The organism is Mucilaginibacter glaciei (genome assembly GCF_014773245.1).
GTDB lineage: Bacteria > Bacteroidota > Bacteroidia > Sphingobacteriales > Sphingobacteriaceae > Mucilaginibacter > Mucilaginibacter glaciei.
This window is the reverse complement of sequence record NZ_JACWMX010000001.1, coordinates 662,119-680,593: the sequence shown is the minus strand read 5'-3', so window position 1 is coordinate 680,593 and position 18,475 is coordinate 662,119. Positions and strand designations below refer to the sequence as shown.

The window sequence follows — 18,475 nt, the reverse complement described above, 5'->3', positions numbered from 1 at the left end:
ACCATTAATATAAGTGCAAACAGAAAAAAAAGGCTAACTAATTTCAAAATTGATTATGAATAGTATTTTTGCAGGTACAGTTAACAGCGTTCAAACATAATGAAAAATAAAATATTGAACAGGTTGAAAAAGTTGATTTTTGGTTCTTCGGCATTATTACTAAGCTTGTCGTTGTTTTCTTTTACCCCTGATAGCGTTATTAAAACCGGCACCAGGGATACGGTTATAAATACCTTTAAACTGCGTACTATTATTATTGATCCGGGCCATGGTGCCAAAGCCGAGAATTCGCCCCCGGGACATTATTCTCCCGGTGCCAATGGCTCTTTTTCGCTTGAAAGGAATGTAACGCTGGCTATTGCTAAAAAATTGCAGATCGCGCTTGAAAAAGATGTGGCAGGCGTAAAGGCTGTTTTGACACGCAGCACTGAGGATGATGTATCGTTTGAGCGCCGTGCCGAAATTGCCAATCAAAACAAAGGGAACCTTTTCATATCAATACATTGCAACTCATTACCCGACAGAATTATAAGCGAACGAACCAGTACTAAACGGGGCCGTGCCATATATCGCAACATACGCGTCAAGGACCGCTCTGGCAGGGGTGCTTTGATGCTGATCTATGCATTAAAGAGATCGGAAGAAGCAGACAGGGAAATAAAGAAAAACCAGGTGGAAGATGACTCGGACCTTAACGGCGATGCGTTAGACCCTAATGATCCTACCGTAATTATCCTAACAAACGAGTACAATCGGAAATTTCGTAAACAAAGTGTTAAAATCGCAAACTTTATCAGCGATGAAATTGTTGGAGTTGACGGCAGGCGTAGCGAGGGTTTACGTGAGCAAAGCATTTACGTGCTTTGCCATGCTGCAATGCCATCTGTATTAGTAGAAACAGGCTATATCAACAACCCTGATGACGAGGAATATTTAAACTCAGAAAGCGGCCAGATGGAAATAGTAAATTCAATAGTACGGGCTGTACAGAATTATAAAGCACAATTAGAAAAAGTAACAACTAACTGAGCCATACAGGCTAAATTTAAAACATCAGGTATTGAAAATCTCTAACGAAACCAAAATAGGCGCACTTACCGCCATAAGCATTACTATATTGATATTAGGCTATAGCTTTTTAAAGGGTAATGACGTATTCTCGGGCTCAAACAAATTTTATGCTATCTACCGCAGCGTAGAAGGCTTAACGGTATCAAAACCGGTATTAGTAAACGGCTTTCAAATAGGCCGTGTATCAAAAATGGATCTTTCGCCGGACGGCCGCACTACCGTTGAGTTTAAAATCGACCCAAAATACGATGTGCCTGCAAATACATTGGCCAAACTGGAAAGTACCGACCTTTTGGGTGGTAAAGCGATAGTTTTTGAGTTGGGCAACAGCCGCGAGCTGGCCCAGGATAAAGATACCCTGCGTGCAGATATCCAGGGTAGTTTGGCAGAAAGCCTGCAACCTATCCAGCGTAAGGCCGAGGTGTTGATGAGTAAGGTTGATTCATCGTTAACCGCGATCAATAAGATCATGAACCCAAACTTCCAAAAAAATATCGACAGAAGTTTTGCCAGCATAGCCAATTCATTGCAAACGCTTGAGGGTACTACAAAAAAATTAGATGCCTTAGTAGGTGCTCAAAGCTCACACATCGATGGCATACTGGCCAATGCAGAGGTGGTATCCGGCAATTTAAAAACCAGCACATCACACCTCAACGGTATTGCTACAAACTTTGAAAAATTCAGTACCGATTTGTCAAACTCAAATATCAAACAAACGCTTGATAATGCCAACCAAGCAGTAAGCGGCTTACAGGCAACCATTGCTAAAGTAAATAGCACAGAAGGCTCTTTAGGTTTATTAATGAACGACAAGAAAATGTACAACAATCTTAATGATGCCTCAAATAACCTGAACAACTTGTTTATAGATATCAAAGCGCATCCAAGCCGTTATGTGAGCTTCTCCGTATTTGGCAAGAAAGGAAATTAAGAGAGAGTTTAGCAAAATCTGATAAAAAGGGTCTGTCAAATAAACTGGCAGACCCTTTTTAATGTAATTATGAGGCTGGAAGCATTAACTAAAAGTATAGTTTTTATGTTAACCCACTTCTTTCACAGCCTATTGACTATCAATACTTTAAGTCAATATTTTGATAAAATGTGTAAACCTTTGTAAACCCATTTGACTGTTTTAAAAAGCTTAAGGCCACCGGTCAATAATCCTATTCGCTTATTACAAACGTCTTTCCCTCGACTGCCAACTCGGTGTTTGGGAAAACGGTTTGGGCCTCATCAAGCAACTCGTTTAAGGTTTTATAACGGGCAGAGAAGTGGCCAATAATCAGCTTTTCGGCACCGGTAGTTATAGCCACCTGCGCGGCTTGTAACGCAGTGGTATGGTGCGTTTGATTAGCCCTGTCAACCATATCATTTAAGAAGGTAGCTTCATGATAAAGCAGGGTTGCACCGGTAATCTGCTCAAAATATTTTGGGTTGTATAAAGTGTCTGAACAATAGGCATAACTCTTAGGCTCGGCCGAGTCTGTGGTTAGCACTTCATTTTTGTAAATAGTGCCGTCGTTCGCTTCGTAATCTTTACCTTTTTTAAGTGCCGTGTAATATTGAACAGGGATCTGAAGCTCCTCTATCCTATCTTTGATCAACTTACGCAAACGCTTTTTCTGGCGGAACAAAAACCCGGTACAGGGTATACGATGATCGAGCGGGATGGTTTCTACAGTAATATCCTGGTTATCTAAAATAACATCCGGCGAATCTGTCCTGGTAAAAACGAATTCCACGGGGTAATGCAGCTTGGTTTCAGAATATTTTAATTGCAGATCGATAATCTCTTTTAACGGCGCCGGGCAAAATAACTTCAGTTCTTTAGTGCGCCCATTAAGGTGCATAGACGACATTAAGCCTACCAAACCCAGGTAATGATCGCCATGCAGGTGGCTGATGAAAATATAATCTATACGACTGCCTTTTACGTCAAACTTAAGCATCTGCTGTTGCGTACCTTCGGCGCAATCAACTAAATACAGTTTTTCGTTTATGTTAAGTATCTGTGCAGTAGGGTTTCTGTTAAAAATTGGAGTCGCAGAACTGCTGCCCAGTATCGTTACTTCGAATTTCATACCGGGAAGGGCGCTAATATTATCTTATTTCTTTCTTTAACTCTTTTTCTATCTCTTCCATAAATATCAGGTCGATAGCTTCTTCACATGTCGGCACGATTGATAATACATTGTCCAACTGTGATATGGTGATCAGGCGAGATACAGATTCGTTTAAGCCGCAAAGAATAAAAGAACCTTCGGCACTTTTACAGATCCGGTGCCCCACCAACAGGCTGCTCAATCCCGAAGAATCGGCAAATTTAACATTGGCAAGATCAAGGATAATGTTACGCTGCCCTTCGGTGTTGATCAGTATCAATTCTGATTTCAGCTGGGGGGTGATCAAAGAGTTTAATTTTGATTCGTTAAGTTTTATAAGAATATATTTCTCGTGCTTATCAACTGAAAATTTCATTTTTCGTATTATTTATCAGCTAAGATATAATTATTTTATGTTTAATTAAAAAATTACAGCGCAGCAATTGCGTTATTAATAGCATTCTGCACCCTCACAACAACATCTTGTGCCGCTGGTTTTACGAATGCTTCGCCGGTGATCTGTTCGTATAATTCAATGTACCGGGCAGATATAGAAGCCACTATTTCAGGCGTCATCACAGGTATAGTTTGCCCGTCCTTCCCCTGGAATCCATTTTCTATCAACCACCTTCTTACAAACTCTTTCGAAAGCTGTTTTTGTGCTTCGCCGCTTGCCTGGCGTTCTGTATAGCCCCCGCTGTAAAAGTAACGGGACGAATCGGGCGTGTGGATCTCATCTATCAGGTATATAGTATCACCTACCTTACCAAATTCATACTTGGTATCTACCAGTATCAGTCCCTGCGCGGCGGCTATTTCTGTACCACGCTCAAACAGTTGGCGGGTATAGTTTTCCAGCTGAACATAATCCGCTTCGCTCACAATTCCTTTGGCTAAAATATCTTCGCGTGAAATATCCTCATCGTGCCCAACAGACGCCTTGGTGGTTGGGGTAATGATGGGTTCGGGCAGTTTATCGTTCTCTTTTAACCCTTCGGGCAGGGTAACACCGCAAACCTGGCGTTTGCCAAGGGCATATTCGCGGGCAGCATGGCCGGCCAAATATCCGCGGATCACCATCTCTACCTTAAACGGCTCACAAATTCGGCCGATGGTTACGCTTGGATCGGGCACGCTTAATACCCAGTTAGGTACAATATCTACAGTAGCCTGTAAAAATTTAGCGGCTATCTGGTTTAATACCTGCCCTTTAAAGGGGATAGGCTCGGGCAGTACTACATCAAAGGCCGATATCCTGTCGGTAACCACCATGGCCAGGTATTTATCCTGTATGGTGTAAACATCGCGTACCTTGCCTTTATAATAGTTGGTTTGCCCCGTAAAATTGTAGTGTGTTTCTTTTATAGCGTCCATGTTAAATAATTGGAGAATAGTTGAACAGAGATTAATTCTTAGCTACAGGATAGCCTAATTACTAATCTCCATTCACTACTCACTATTATTGTATATCCCCGTAAGCTTCCAAAATGCGTTTCACCAATTTATGGCGTACAACATCTTCCCCGCTGAGGTAAACAATTTCGATACCGTTTATATCTGTTAATATACGCAGTGCGGTATATAAACCGGACTGCTGTTTTTTGGGTAAATCTATTTGTGTTACATCGCCAGTTACAATGAATTTGGCTGATGGCCCCATACGGGTCAAAAACATCTTGAGCTGCATATCGGTAGCGTTTTGCGCCTCATCCAATATTACGAAGCAATTATCCAGCGTGCGGCCGCGCATAAATGCCAAAGGTGCAATTTCTATGGTGCGGTTCTCCAGGTATAGCTTCAGCTTTTCTGCAGGGATCATATCATCCAACGCATCGTATAACGGGCGCAGATAAGGGTCGATTTTTTCTTTCAGGTCACCCGGTAAAAAGCCCAGGTTTTCCCCTGCCTCAACCGCCGGGCGGGTGAGTATGATGCGTTTTATTTCTTTATTCTTTAAAGCCCTTACAGCCAATGCAACAGCGGTGTAGGTTTTACCTGTCCCGGCAGGGCCGATAGCAAACAGGATGTCGTTTTTAGCCAAACTATCTACCATGCGGTGCTGGTTAGGCGTACGCGCACGCACCATAATGCCGTTAGGGCCAAATACTAAAACCTCGCCGTTAGCAAATTTATCTTCTTTGGTAGGATCGCCATTGGCAGCCGACTTAGCCGACGGTTTGGCACCTAAAATTCGCTCTACATCATTTACATTAATGCTTTCGTATTTATCGATGTGCGCAACAAGGCTATCAAATTTTTCCTGGAAACTATTCAACTCCTGCTCATCCCCCAGTACTTTTACCTCGTTGCCACGTGCAACTATTTTAAGCTTAGGGTATTGCTTTTTTATGATCTCGAAATGATCATTGTTCGGGCCCCATAATACGGCTGGGTTTACCTGGTCAATTGATAACTTTAGCTCGTTCAATACTAATTGATTTTTGTCGGTTGCGAATTTTTATGAATTAAAAATTGAATATTTGCACCGTTAAATGCTTTACAAGATTAGCAATAAATATTATAAAATTAATGGCGATTATAACATTAACTACTGACCTGGGCGATAAAGATATTTATCAGGCTGCCCTTAAAGGTAGTATTTATAAATTGCTCCCCACAGTAAATATTGTTGATATTACTAACAATGTTTCACCCTTTAATGTGCAGCAAGCAGCCTTTATTCTAAAGAATAGTTTTTACTATTTCCCCGATGATACCGTGCACCTCATAGGCATTGATACTGTGTACAATACGTATACACGCTACCTGGCGGTAAGGTATAACAACCACTACTTTGTAGGGGCCGACAACGGCATCTTCTCCCTGATGTTTGAGCAGGAACCCGATGAGATTGTGGAAATAAATATCATGCAGGATCTGAAGTTTCTGCACTTCCCGCTGGCAGATATTTTTGTAAAGGCGGCATGCCATTTGGCTAATGGTGGTACGCTTGCAGAAATTGGCCTGCCCGTTACCAGTGTAGAAAATAAAATGACGCTGCAGCCGGTGATTGAAAAGAACCTGATCAAGGGCGCTGTGATCTACATCGATTCCTTCCAAAACGTGATCACCAACGTTACTAAAGAATTTTTTAACCGCGTACAGCAGGGGCGTCGATTTATTCTTTATTTTAAACGTAACGAAACTATCAGCCAGCTTAGCTGGCACTATAACGAAGTGCCGGAGGGTGAAAAGCTTTGCCTTTTCGGTATCAGCGATCACCTGGAGATCGCCATCAACAAAGGTAACGCCAGCGGTTTGTTAGGGTTAAATTTAGGTGATAGCGTGATTATCGATTTCCAGTAGGTTTACTAATTCTCACATATAGGTACTAATCCATAAATTCAAATTACATCCTTTTACGATCTTTGCATTTTTGCGCAAAAACACCATTTGCATCCCTGCTCCGTCACATCAATTTTACCCATACCCAACAAACACATCAATTAAACCCTTACTTTTGCAGGTTGAAAACCCCCAATTTATAAATGGCACGAGGACAATTGAATAGTGGCAGTAAGGCAGAAGCAGAATTACCCAAGGCAAAGATCAATAAACAAAGTTTGCATAAAATTGGCAGGCTGCTCAGCTATATCAGGCCGTACCGCACCAAGTTTTTAGGCGGCTTATTTTTCCTGATCCTGTCAAGTCTGGTTGGTTTAGCCTTCCCGGGGTTTTTCGGGGCCCTGATTGATGCTTCACAAGGAATTCAGCGCTATAAATTCATGCCGGCAACATTGGGTGGAATTGGTAAAATAGCCATAGTGGTATTATTTCTTCAGGGCTTTGTATCCTTTTTTAGAATCACCTGGTTTGTACAGGTGGCAGAGAATGCTTTGGCTGCCTTAAGGCGCGATACGTATTTCCGGCTGGTCACACTGCCGATGAATTTTTTTGCCAACCGCCGCGTGGGTGAACTGAACAGCCGTATCAGTGCCGATCTTTCCCAGATCCAGGACACGCTTACCACCACCTTTGCCGAGATGATCCGCCAGATTATCATCATGATAGGCGGCATTATATTATTAGCAGTAGTTTCTATAAAATTGACCGCTGCCCTATTGATTGTGTTGCCATTTTTAATTGGTATAGCTATTTTCTTCGGTAAATACATCCGTACGTTATCCCGCCAGGCACAAGACCAACTGGCCGAATCAAATACCATTGTAGAAGAGACCTTGCAGGGAATTGCCAACGTAAAGGCCTTTGTTAACGAGGCTTTTGAAGCCGGCAGATATCAAAAAAACCTGCAGCAGGTAGTCAACATTGCTGTTAAGGGCGCTAAATATCGTGGTTTGTTTGGAGCGTTTATCGTGTTCTGCTTATTCGGGACTATCTTTTGTGAGATCTGGTACGGATCCTACCTGGTATCCATTCATGATCATGGCATGACCTTTGGTAAACTCACAACCTTTATCATTTATGCAGCTTTTATCAGCGCGGCAATGGGCAGCCTTCCAGACCTTTACGCCAACATGCAAAAAGCCGTTGGTGCAAGTGAGCGCGTTTTAGAAATTTTGGATGAAACCGGCGAAGATGTGTCGATAGATGCCAGCCAAAATGCGATTAAAGAGAAACTGGAGGGAAACTTGTCTTTCAACAATGTGGTATTCGCATATCCCTCCCGATCGGAATTAACGGTGCTCAAGGATGTATCTTTCAGCGCTGCCGCAGGCCAGCGGATCGCGATAGTAGGGCCAAGCGGCTCGGGTAAATCAACGATGGCGGCATTGATCTTGCAGTTTTATCATCCGCAGAGCGGGACAATTCAGTTTGATGGCCGGGATGCAAACGAGTTTGCCCTAACCGACATCCGTAACCAGGTGGCCATCGTACCGCAGGATGTGATGCTGTTTGGGGGTACCATTAAAGAAAACATCGCCTACGGTAAGTTAAGTGCATCAGACGACGAGATCATCGCGGCAGCGAAAAAGGCAAATGCCGATCAGTTTATTACATCCTTTCCCGAAGGTTATGACACTGTTGTTGGCGAACGTGGCGTGAAATTGTCGGGCGGCCAGCGGCAGCGTATTGCGATAGCAAGAGCCCTGTTAAAAAACCCGGCGATACTGATACTGGATGAAGCCACCTCGTCGCTCGACTCGGAATCTGAACGTTTGGTACAGGAAGCTTTAGAAGTGTTAATGAAGGGCCGTACATCGGTTATCATCGCTCACCGGTTATCAACAATTCGCGAGGCAGATAAGATCATCGTACTGGAAAAAGGTACGATTATAGAAACCGGCAGCCACCAGCAACTGATGGAAAACCAGCAGGGCCTTTACCGATACCTCAGCCAACTACAATATGAGGTTCAATAACGTTTTGCGTTAGGCGTTGTAAGTTTTACGTTGCGCTATTTAATATATTTACTAATTTAACCGTACTACGCAAAACGTATTACGTATAACATATTCAATGAAATTATCCATACACGGGGCGGCCCGGCAGGTTACCGGCAGCATGCATTTACTGCAGGTTGGCCAATATAAAATACTAATAGATTGTGGTTTAGATTACGAAAAAGACCACAACCTGCAAGTAAATGAGAACTTCAATTTTAAGCCGGAAGATATTGATGTAGTGATACTTACACACGCCCATATCGATCACTCGGGCAACCTGCCTATCCTGGTGCGCATGGGTTTTAACGGCCAGATATTGTGCACCCCGCCTACAGCCGACCTGACCGAGTTACTACTCATGGATTCGGTAAACATCTTTTTGCAGAAATCACAAAAAAGCCACCGCAACCGCAGGCATAAACACCAGCGCAGCAGCGGCCCGCAGCCCCTTTACCTGCAAAAGCACGTGATGGATACGGTAGAACGTTTCGTGACCATCGGCTTTAATAAACCGTTCAGGATCACGGGTGATATTGAACTAACCTTTATACAGGCAGGCCATTTATTAGGTGCGGCAGCAGCTATTTTACGGGTCACCGAAGACGGTGTAGAAAAGTCGATAGCCTTTACCGGCGATATTGGCCGCAAGAATTACCCGGTTTTGAACGATCCGGAAATGCTGCCGCAAGTGGATTATGTAGTTTCTGAATCTACCTACGGCGGCCGGAACCATACTAAGGGCCAATCTGTCGAGGAAGCGCTGATGGAAACGATTGATAAGGTTTGTGTTAAAGAGCAAGGCCGGTTAATTATCCCCGCGTTCAGCATCGGGCGCACACAATCTTTAGTATTTGCCTTGAATAAGATCTTCAGCAGTGGCAAACTGCCACCTGTGCGGGTGTTTGTAGATAGCCCTATGGCTACGAGGGCCACCAGTTTATACCGCAAATTCCACAACTTGGTGAACCCGGAGGCGCAGGAGTTTTATAATAAACAAGGCGACGAGTTTGATTTTGATAACCTGACCTATGTAGAAAGCCTGAAAGACAGCAAGCAGGTGTCTAACTATTACGAACCCTGCATCATCATATCGTCCGCAGGGATGCTGGAAGGCGGCCGCATCCAGGATCACTTATTTTACAATATCCAGAATTATTACTGCACCATCCTGTTCATTGGTTACTGTGCTAAAGGGACATTGGGTTACCGCCTGTTACGCGGTGACCCAATTGTACATATTAAAGACCGCGATCTGTCTGTATATGCGACCATCAAAAAAACAGATGTTTTAAGCGCCCACGGCGATCATGAAGATTTGATGAATAACATCAAGTCGCAGGATGCTAATAAGCTTAAAGGCGTGTATTTGGTGCATGGCGAGGAAAGCAGCATGCAGGCACTGGCAGATGATTTAGAAGCAGAAGGTTACAGGGTTACCATTCCTGAAAAGGATATGGTTTATGAGTTGTAGGTTAAACTGATAATTAAAATTTATCTTGGTGAGCTTGTCGAACCATTAGTGGACTATATTACTAAACACATATCCTTCGACAGGCTCAGGATGGCCCTGCTCAGCTTAACCTCTTTTACACATTCCCCCAACCATGCGCCAGTACATCGGCGATATGAATAGTTTTTATAGGAAGGCTATTTTTATCAATATATCCCTGCAAATGCAACAGGCATGACGCATCTGTCGAGATAATATAATCGGCTTTAGCAGCCAGAGCATTATCCACTTTTTGCTGCGCCATAGCGCTCGATATGGCATCAAACTTAACCGCAAAGGTCCCACCAAAACCGCAGCAGGTTTCGTTATCTTTCAGGTCTACCAGTTCCAATCCCAACACCTTCGAGAGCAACTGCCGGGGCTCCTCCTTTATTTTACATTCGCGCAAACCGCTGCAACTATCGTGATAAACTGCCCTGCCGTCTAACTCGGCACCAAAATAATCTACCTGCAAAATATTCACTAAAAAATCACTCAGCTCGTAGATATTGCTTTGAATATTGCGGCATTTGTTATGTGATGTAGTGTTAGTAAACAGATCGTTATAATAATTACGAACCATCCCCGTGCAGGATGCAGACGGTGATACAATTACGCTGTCCTCGTGAAAATCATTCAGAAACTTAGTACCTACAGCCTTTGCATCATCCCAAAAACCCGCATTAAAGGCCGGTTGCCCGCAGCAGGTTTGCTCAAGGTTATATTTAACCACACAACCTGCTTTTTCCAACACCTTAACCGTATTGAAGGCGGTTTCGGGATAAAGCTGATCGATAAAACAGGGTATAAATAGTTCGATGTTCATGGTACGGATTAAACGCCGCTAAATTCCGAATTTTTCTTAACTTTTCGTTCGGCGGTTAGCAGGTTTAGCAATAATATCAAGCCGATAACAAAAAACCCACACAAAACCAATGTCGAATTACGCATGCTGCCGGTCAGTTCTTCTATAAAACCAAAGCTGAACAAGCCCCCTACAATAGCAAGTTTTTCGGTTACATCGTAAAAGCTAAAAAAGGATGCAGTATCCGAGAGGTTCTCAGGCAGATACTTGGAGTAAGTTGACCTTGATAGCGACTGGATCCCTCCCATTACCAGTCCTACAATCACAGCTACGATATAGAATTGCTTAGCCGTTGTGGTGTAATACGCAGCAATACAAACGGCAACCCATATGGCCACGGTTAGTATCAAAACCTTCACGTTACCAAACTTGTCAGACAAGCGCGACATCAGCGTAGCACCTACTACCGCTACAATCTGGATGATTAAGATAATGGTGATCAGTGCCGATGTTTCCATCTTTAGTTCTTTAGCGGCGAAACCTGTGGCCACCAGCATAATGGTTTGCACCCCCATAGAGTAAAAGAAAAAAGCAGGCAGGTAACGTTTCAACAGAGGCATCGATTTTATTTTCATCCACACTTTACCCAGTTCAATAAAACCGCCTTTGATAATATGATGCTGATGTGTTTGCGCATTAGGGCTCCCCTTTGGCAGCACACTAAATGGGATCATAGCAAAGCCGATCCACCAGATACCTACCAATAAAAAGGAAATTTGCGCAGGTAAAGATTTATTTGTTATGCCGAACAGTTCCGGCTTTAATACAAATGCAAAACAGATTAACTGCAACAATACGCTACCGATATAGCCGTAAGTAAAACCCTTGGCGCTTACCTTATCCTGCATATCAACGGTGGCAATTTCGGGCAGGTAGGAGTTGTAAAATACAAACCCGCCGCTATATCCAATGGCTGCTAAAGCAAAGCAGATAATGCCTAATTCTAACCGGTTGCTGTTAAAAAAGAACAGGCCGCAGCAAGCCGCAGAGCCCAGCAAGGTAAAGAATTGCATAAACACCTTTTTGTTACCGCGATAGTCGGCGATGGAGCTTAATATGGGCAACAGCAGCACCATTATCATATAGGCGACGGCAAGCGCATAATCAGACAGTGCGGTATTTACAAAGCTGTGCCCAAAAAAGCTAACCTTGTTGCCATTCGCAGCATTAGCGGTGATAGCTACATAGTAGGCCGGGAATATAGTTGACGTAATAACCAGGTTATATGCCGAGTTAGCCCAATCGAACATTGCCCAGGCCCGAATGGTTCTCTTGTCGTTTTTTGCTTGCATTACAATTTAAAAGTAGACAAATTTTGCAGATTAACTCAAAGCGAATTCAACCGCTGCGCTGGAATGGATCCTCGTCGTGTCAAATTGAATAATAGCGGTATCTGCGGGCTGTATCAACAAAGGAATTTCTGTACAGCCCAATATCACCCCCACGGCTCCTTGTTGTCGCAAGTTTTCGATGATGCTTAAATAACGTTCCTTAGTTTCGGGCTTGGTAATTCCCTTACCTAATTCTTCTACGAGCGTTTGGTGAATAAAGTCGCGGTCGTCTTTTTCTGGGAGCAGCGCATCTATCCCGGCATCCTTTAGCTTATTTATAAAAAAATCGCGCTCCATAGTAAATCTTGTACCTAACAAAGCTACGGTTTTAATGCCGGCCCTGTTAATGGCTTTAGCAGTCGCTACGGCGATATGAATTACAGGCAAGCCTACTTCCCGCTCAACTGCAGGGGCTATCAGGTGCATGGTATTGGCACATAAAACAATAGCCTCTGCACCGCTCTCCCTCAAGCCCTTACCGGCTTTAACCATCATGTCGGTAACGGCGTCCCAATCATTTACGGATAAATGCTTGCCTATATCAGCATAATTAAAAGAGTGCAGTAAAAGATGCGCTGCATTAACCCCACCCAGCTTATCGTTAATTTCCTGATTAATAAAACGGTAATAATCTACAGTGGATACCCAACTTGTGCCGCCTAAAAGGCCTAATATTTTCATAGCCTAAAAGTAGAAAAAAATTAAATGCAAAAAGCGCCATCCGCTATAGCGAATGGCGCCTAAATGTAATTTCCCGTATTACTTTTTAACTTCCGATTTTGTAGCTAATACTTTCATAAAATAGCCGCCTACCACGCTCCGTGCCTGGAAACCCACCATCTTACCGTCGGTAGTTTCGTGCCAGTCGCTGATCGGTACACGTGATGATGTTTCGGTTGCATACTTATAAACCGGATCTATCAAGGCCTTAAAGTCGGCCTGATCTTTTGCCATAGATGCCGTCCATACTATCCAGTCGGATTTGGTGTAACTTTTGCGGCTATCCAACGGCAGGCCGAACTCGTTCTGTTTGGTCAAATAATATTTGATCTCTTTATCATATACAGCCTGCGGGAACAAGTTTAACTTCAGCACCTTATCCCAAACCATGTTGTATTTCTGGCTCCAGGTATTCTTGTTATCAAACACCAATGCATAATGATCGCCGGCATCAGCTTTCGCTACCCATTTAGCCGATAGTTCTTTGGCCAGTTTACTGTACTTGGCTGCTGTAACCGTTTGCCCCGCCATCCCGGCCATTTTAGCGTAGGCACCTATCGCCACAATAGCTTTTACAGATAAATTGATGTTGTGCGCCAGGTGGCCTGCAAAATCATCGGTACAAAGCTGGTTTCCCGGATCGAAACCTGATTGGGCAAGGTAATTTGTCCAAATGGTTAGTGTTTTCCAATGCTTTTTGGCAAAGGCAGGGTTTTTCTCCGCATCTACAATTGCGGCGGTTAGGATGATCATATTGCCCGATTCTTCTACCGGCATATCCTCGCCGTAAGTTTGGCCGTTAGCCAAGGGGTAAGTACCCAGGTCATGCGCTGCAAAGGGCTTTTTCCATTTACCACTTTCGCTGTAGTAGAAAATTCCGTTCAGCATGCCCTTCATCAAAGCCGGGTTATATAATAAATATAGGGGTGCTGACGGATAAGTAACATCCACCGTGTTAATTGAGCCATTACTAAAGTTTTCTTTAGATAAGAAAAGCAGATCGCCCTGTGGGCTTTTGACCAGTTGGTGCGCAGCTATGCTCTGCCTGTATCCCATAATACAAAGTTTAGCATACGCTGCACCACCAGCTTTATTTGCGTCATTATAGATCTGCACATCCGTTTTATTGCAAAGTGCCATCACCGATAAATAATCGGCTGCGGCTTTTTGCAGCACACCGTCAATGTTTGCACCGGGCTGGTTACGCCACCAGGGTTTGAGATTAGTACCAAAGTACTGTACGGAGTAGATATCGTCATAACCCAGCATAGTATATTTGCTCACGAGGTTACCGCCCACACTACCCAGATCGAATACTGTATTTAGCATCATTTTGGTGCCGGTTGTAAGCATGGCTGTTTTATTTGGGGTAGCTTTACAGAACGAATTGATTGCATCATCCTGCCGGGTGGTATATTGTTTAGCGCCACTTGCTGCTACATACATGTACCCCCAGTCAATGCGCACATTATCCCCCTTTTTTTTGAGTATGGGCTGCTCGACAGTGCCGGCCTTTAATATCTGTAAGCTGTTTTTGGCATAGGGCCAGATATTTACCTCCTGCTTGGGCTGGTCTACCGCTACGTTTGTTGATACACCTTGAAATATGCTGACCGTGTGCTTTTTACCGTCATTAGCGCGCACGTTGTAGGTAATATATGATACCGGCGAAGACAACACTGCCAGATTGTTCAAGATCAGGGGGGATGTGAAGGTAACGTCAAGGTCGATATCGCCGCACTTAAACTGATAGGCTGTTTGAGTAGCGGTAACCTTTACCGAGGTTTGTTTAGCCTTCTTTATTGCATTGTCCATTTTGTTTTCCTGCTCTTCTACCAAGCCTGCATCTATCCAGGTACCGCCACCGGTGTTATTGCAATGGATAGCCAATAAGTTTTCGCCGGTGACTAATTGTGATTTTGCTGAACCCGATAGTTCGATCATTTCATAATCGCCATTTGCCCCGCCTTTCTTCAGAATATTTTGGCCGTTCAGGTAAACTTCTGCACCGTCATCATGAAATAATTTGAGCATCAACTTTCCCGACGGAACTTTTGTGAGGTTGAATTTTTTTCTGATCCATACGTCTGTTCCGATCCATTTTGTACCCGCCTTACTGCGGTCATCTCCAAAAGGTGTTAAGCCTGTTTTCCACCCGGTATCGTTAAAAGATGGCTTTTCCCAATTGTCAGGCACAGTACCCTCCATTTGATATTTTACCATTGCCGGCCTTTCATCGCCATCGGCCACGATAGTATTATACAGCTTTGAAGACTGCCCCATAAAACGATAAAAATCGCCATCAACCTTAACAACTCCAACCAGCGATTGATCTTTACCTGTCCAATGGGTGGTGACAGATTCGTTTAATTTATCGGTATTTGACCAAACACTAAAGTATGGATTATGGGTAATAAGCGGGTAAGCCGGCATTTGTTGCTGTGCGTATAATTGCAGCGATACAAGCGAAAGCAAAAGCGCAGTGCCATTTCTCAGGAAGTTTTTCATGTTAGGTGTTATAAATTAAGATGTGGCTAAATATAGTTTGAACTGTTTATTAATCACAAACTTTTAACAGTAACATTCTTGTAGGGAACTTTTAAGATCAATTAAATTATAGTTACTAATCTGTGATGAACTTTGATAATAATAGTATTGAAAGATATGAACCACATCACTCCCGTACAGATATCCAAACAAAAAAAGCCGCTAACTTATTAAGTTAACGGCTTTTAAACTTAGTGCGGAAGAAGGGACTCGAACCCCCACGCCTCGCGGCGCCAGATCCTAAGTCTGGTGCGGCTACCAATTACGCCACTTCCGCGTTTGGTTTTTTTAGAGAGTGCAAAGATAGCTTAAAATGCTAAACTTTAAAATCCAAATTTAAGTTTTTGCTTATCTGCCTCATTCTATTGCTGTTATTTTATTGCAAGACTCTTAATAACCGATTAAAATATCCGGGCGCATGTAGTAGCCGGCTACCGTACCAGGAAAACATCTCGCCATCTACCAGTATAATTTTAGCTTGTGGCAAAAATCGCCCAAAATCATCGATGTGCTTTTGCGCGAAGGGATATGGCTCGGATGAGAGCATAACCACATCGGGGTTTAGTTCTGCTAATTCTTCAGCTGTGGTTTCGGGGTACCGCTCTTTTTCAAATACGTTGGTTAAACCGCAAAGGCGCAGCATGGCATCGATGTAGGTGTCCGCACCCGCAACCATGTAAGGTTTACGCCATATCAAATAAGCTACACGCAGGCTATCTTTAGCAGGAATAAGCGCTTTGAAACCTTGTTCAATCTCGTCGGCCAATATCGCTGCTTTCTTATGCTTGCCGGTAATATCCCCTAATCTGGTAATCATATCTAAAGCAGAGGGCAAATCATTAATATCACTGATCCAAACGGGGTGACGCGCCATTAGTTCTTCTACCTGTTTTTGCTCATTTTCTTCTTTGTTAGCAATGATCAGGTCGGGTTGCAAGTCATCTATTAATTGTAAATTCAACTGCTTGGTGCCGCCTATTTTGGTTACCAGCCGGGTTTTATCTGCAGGGTGCACACAAAATTTGGTAATGCCTGCAATCTCCGCATCCAACCCCAAATAAAAAAGAAGTTCGGTTTGCGAGGGTACAATGGAAATGATCCGTTTGGGAATAGCTTGAATATCAACCGCCCGGTTCAACTGATCATAAAATACGGGCATAGCTAAAGGTTAAGCTTGAAACATTTGGTTGATCTCGGCAAGCGTGGCTGTTGCACTGCCTACCTTACTTACCACAATGGCAGCAGCATGGTTGGCAAAATCGCAGGCCTCCGTAAGCGAGTAACCCGAAGCCAGTGCAATGGCTATCGACGCGATAACCGTGTCGCCTGCGCCGGTTACATCAACAACACCTAAAGCTTTTGTCGGGATGATACTCAGCTGTTCATTTTCATAAATAGCGATACCATCTTCAGACATCGTTACCACTACAGCCTCGCAACCTGTAGTTTCCTTGATTTTGATGCAGGCGCGCTCCAGGCTATCCTGATCGTGTATGGCAATACCCGTAGCTAATGAGGCCTCTTTACGGTTAGGCTTGATGATACTCGCACCCTGGTATTTACTAAAATCAAGCCCTTTGGGGTCGACAATGGTTTTAACACCTGCGGCTTTGCAAATTGCCACTACTTCGGCAAGTACCGTCGGGGTTAACAGCCCTTTATTATAATCGGACAGAATAAGGATATCTATTTCACCTGCATGCTGTTTAAGCAATGCCGAAATCTGATCGGCTACATCATCCCTTACGGCATCGGCACATTCCCTGTCCAGCCTGATCATTTGATGGTTAGACGATAGCACTCTGGTTTTAACCGTTGTGCAGCGGGCTGCATCGTAAATAAGGGCATCGGCCCTTGACCCGCAATCGGCAAGTTTACCGGCCACTATCGCGGCATTATCATCGCGGCCGACAACAGCTATGATATCAGCATGACAGTTAAGCGCGTTTAAATTTTCCAGCACGTTACCTGCACCGCCAAGGGTATAACTTTCGCGGGTGATCTCGACCACCGGCACAGGGGCCTCCGGCGAGATGCGGTTACAGTTACCGTAAATGTAATGATCAAGCATTATATCGCCAACAATGAGTATCCGGGCGTTGCTATTGATGTTATAGTTCATGCTGAAAAATGTGATCCGATAATCGTCAACAAGTATAAATATTTTTTGTTGTGTGGTTAAACATAAATTGGCCTTGCCCCCGCACCAATTATAAACTGTAATTTTAACCGATGAATTATTTTGAATTTTACGGCATAGCCGAAACCTTTCACCCGGATGCTGCAAGCCTTAAAAAGCAGTTTTACGCGTTGAGCAAAAAGTACCATCCCGATTTTTATGCCAACGAAGGCGACGAAAAGCAACAGGAAATTTTAGAACTATCAACGCTGAACAATAAGGCCTATCAAACCTTATCCGACCCAAACCGGGTGGTAGATTACATATTACGCACCCATGAATTGGTTAGCGAGGGTGCAAAACCACAGCTACCGGCAGATTTTTTAATGGAGATGATGGACCTTAACGAGCGGCTGATGGAAATTGAAGACAAACAGCAACTGGGTGACATTACTGCCGAAGTACTTGCAATTGAGGGCGATATGAAAGAAGAATTAAATGGCCTGACCCGGGATTACCCCACCTTAGACCACACAGCTAAGGAAAGCAGATTGAATGATGTGGCAAATATTTACTACAGGCAAAAATATCTGTTGCGAATTAAAGAGAGTTTAGATACATTTGCAGCTCGTTTGTAAGCAAACACTGTTTACAACTAAGTATGCCCAGCTGGCGGAATTGGTAGACGCGCTGGTCTCAAACACCTGTGGGAAACCGTGCCGGTTCGACTCCGGCGCTGGGTACTTCGAAAGAGGACTAAGCCCTGTAAATCAGATGATTACAGGGCTTTTTTATTACACCAAACTTTCTTATATCACCGCCGCCGCAAGCGTCCTCATTGGTAGTAAACCTGCAGATTTTTTTAGCGAAAACATGTTTTACA

General features: G+C 43.7%; 16 protein-coding genes and 2 tRNA genes. 7 read left to right on the top strand and 11 right to left on the bottom strand.

Translation table 11 applies throughout. From position 1 onward, the window contains the following. The first annotated feature begins 99 nt into the window (after window positions 1–99). A complete protein-coding gene (locus IDJ76_RS03110; protein ID WP_191160610.1) occupies window positions 100–1,029 on the top strand; it encodes an N-acetylmuramoyl-L-alanine amidase family protein in 930 nt (309 codons plus the stop codon). 31 nt (window positions 1,030–1,060) lie between these two features. Next, entirely contained in the window at window positions 1,061–2,005 is a 945-nt protein-coding gene (locus IDJ76_RS03105; RefSeq protein ID WP_191160608.1) for an MlaD family protein, read from the top strand. Between the two features lie 232 nt (window positions 2,006–2,237). Here the strand turns inward: IDJ76_RS03105 and IDJ76_RS03100 are convergent, their stop codons facing one another. The 4 genes from IDJ76_RS03100 to IDJ76_RS03085 all read right to left on the bottom strand — a co-directional run bounded on the left by IDJ76_RS03100 (window position 2,238) and on the right by IDJ76_RS03085 (window position 5,604). Beyond that, window positions 2,238–3,155: a ribonuclease Z gene (locus IDJ76_RS03100; protein WP_191160606.1), complete on the bottom strand. Its 918-nt coding sequence runs from the start codon at window positions 3,153–3,155 to the stop codon at window positions 2,238–2,240. A gap of 19 nt (window positions 3,156–3,174) precedes the next feature. Then, window positions 3,175–3,552 (bottom strand): STAS domain-containing protein, encoded by a 378-nt coding sequence (locus IDJ76_RS03095; protein ID WP_191160604.1) that lies wholly within the window; start codon window positions 3,550–3,552, stop codon window positions 3,175–3,177. Between the two features lie 53 nt (window positions 3,553–3,605). Beyond that, entirely contained in the window at window positions 3,606–4,550 is a 945-nt protein-coding gene (locus tag IDJ76_RS03090; protein WP_191160602.1) for a phosphoribosylaminoimidazolesuccinocarboxamide synthase, read from the bottom strand. A gap of 85 nt (window positions 4,551–4,635) precedes the next feature. Then, on the bottom strand, window positions 4,636–5,604 hold the full coding sequence (locus tag IDJ76_RS03085) for a PhoH family protein (RefSeq protein ID WP_191160600.1): 969 nt from the start codon (window positions 5,602–5,604) through the stop codon (window positions 4,636–4,638). 101 nt (window positions 5,605–5,705) lie between these two features. Between IDJ76_RS03085 and IDJ76_RS03080 the strand changes: the two genes are divergently transcribed. The 3 genes from IDJ76_RS03080 (at window position 5,706) to IDJ76_RS03070 (ending at window position 9,992) form a co-directional block, all read left to right on the top strand. After that, window positions 5,706–6,482 (top strand): SAM hydrolase/SAM-dependent halogenase family protein, encoded by a 777-nt coding sequence (locus IDJ76_RS03080; RefSeq protein ID WP_191160598.1) that lies wholly within the window; start codon window positions 5,706–5,708, stop codon window positions 6,480–6,482. A 182-nt stretch (window positions 6,483–6,664) separates the two neighbouring features. Next, a complete protein-coding gene (locus IDJ76_RS03075) occupies window positions 6,665–8,497 on the top strand; it encodes an ABC transporter ATP-binding protein (protein WP_191160596.1) in 1,833 nt (610 codons plus the stop codon). A gap of 97 nt (window positions 8,498–8,594) precedes the next feature. Continuing rightward, window positions 8,595–9,992 (top strand): MBL fold metallo-hydrolase, encoded by a 1,398-nt coding sequence (locus IDJ76_RS03070; protein WP_191160594.1) that lies wholly within the window; start codon window positions 8,595–8,597, stop codon window positions 9,990–9,992. A 115-nt stretch (window positions 9,993–10,107) separates the two neighbouring features. On the opposite strand, the gene IDJ76_RS03065 is transcribed toward IDJ76_RS03070, so the two are convergent. The 7 genes from IDJ76_RS03065 to rfaE1 all read right to left on the bottom strand — a co-directional run bounded on the left by IDJ76_RS03065 (window position 10,108) and on the right by rfaE1 (window position 17,595). Further along, complete coding sequence (locus IDJ76_RS03065) at window positions 10,108–10,836, bottom strand: (Fe-S)-binding protein (RefSeq protein WP_191160592.1); 729 nt, start codon at window positions 10,834–10,836, stop codon at window positions 10,108–10,110. Between the two features lie 8 nt (window positions 10,837–10,844). Further along, entirely contained in the window at window positions 10,845–12,167 is a 1,323-nt protein-coding gene (locus tag IDJ76_RS03060; protein WP_191160590.1) for an MFS transporter, read from the bottom strand. 30 nt (window positions 12,168–12,197) lie between these two features. After that, a complete protein-coding gene (locus IDJ76_RS03055) occupies window positions 12,198–12,887 on the bottom strand; it encodes an aspartate/glutamate racemase family protein (RefSeq protein ID WP_191160588.1) in 690 nt (229 codons plus the stop codon). Between the two features lie 78 nt (window positions 12,888–12,965). Then, window positions 12,966–15,434: a glutaminase family protein gene (locus IDJ76_RS03050; protein ID WP_191160586.1), complete on the bottom strand. Its 2,469-nt coding sequence runs from the start codon at window positions 15,432–15,434 to the stop codon at window positions 12,966–12,968. 234 nt (window positions 15,435–15,668) lie between these two features. Next, a tRNA-Leu gene (locus IDJ76_RS03045) sits at window positions 15,669–15,750 on the bottom strand. Window positions 15,751–15,849: 99 nt separating this feature from the next. Continuing rightward, the gene (locus IDJ76_RS03040) at window positions 15,850–16,632 is read right to left on the bottom strand and encodes a helical backbone metal receptor (protein ID WP_191160584.1); all 783 of its coding nucleotides are present in this window, start codon (window positions 16,630–16,632) and stop codon (window positions 15,850–15,852) included. Between the two features lie 9 nt (window positions 16,633–16,641). Then, window positions 16,642–17,595: a D-glycero-beta-D-manno-heptose-7-phosphate kinase gene (gene rfaE1 / locus IDJ76_RS03035; RefSeq protein ID WP_191160582.1), complete on the bottom strand. Its 954-nt coding sequence runs from the start codon at window positions 17,593–17,595 to the stop codon at window positions 16,642–16,644. Between the two features lie 110 nt (window positions 17,596–17,705). Here rfaE1 and hscB point away from each other — a divergent pair, with 110 nt between their 5' ends. After that, window positions 17,706–18,230, top strand: coding sequence for a Fe-S protein assembly co-chaperone HscB (gene hscB / locus IDJ76_RS03030; RefSeq protein WP_191160580.1), 525 nt, complete (start codon window positions 17,706–17,708; stop codon window positions 18,228–18,230). 25 nt (window positions 18,231–18,255) lie between these two features. Next, window positions 18,256–18,335 (top strand) — tRNA-Leu (locus IDJ76_RS03025). Window positions 18,336–18,475: the final 140 nt, after the last annotated feature.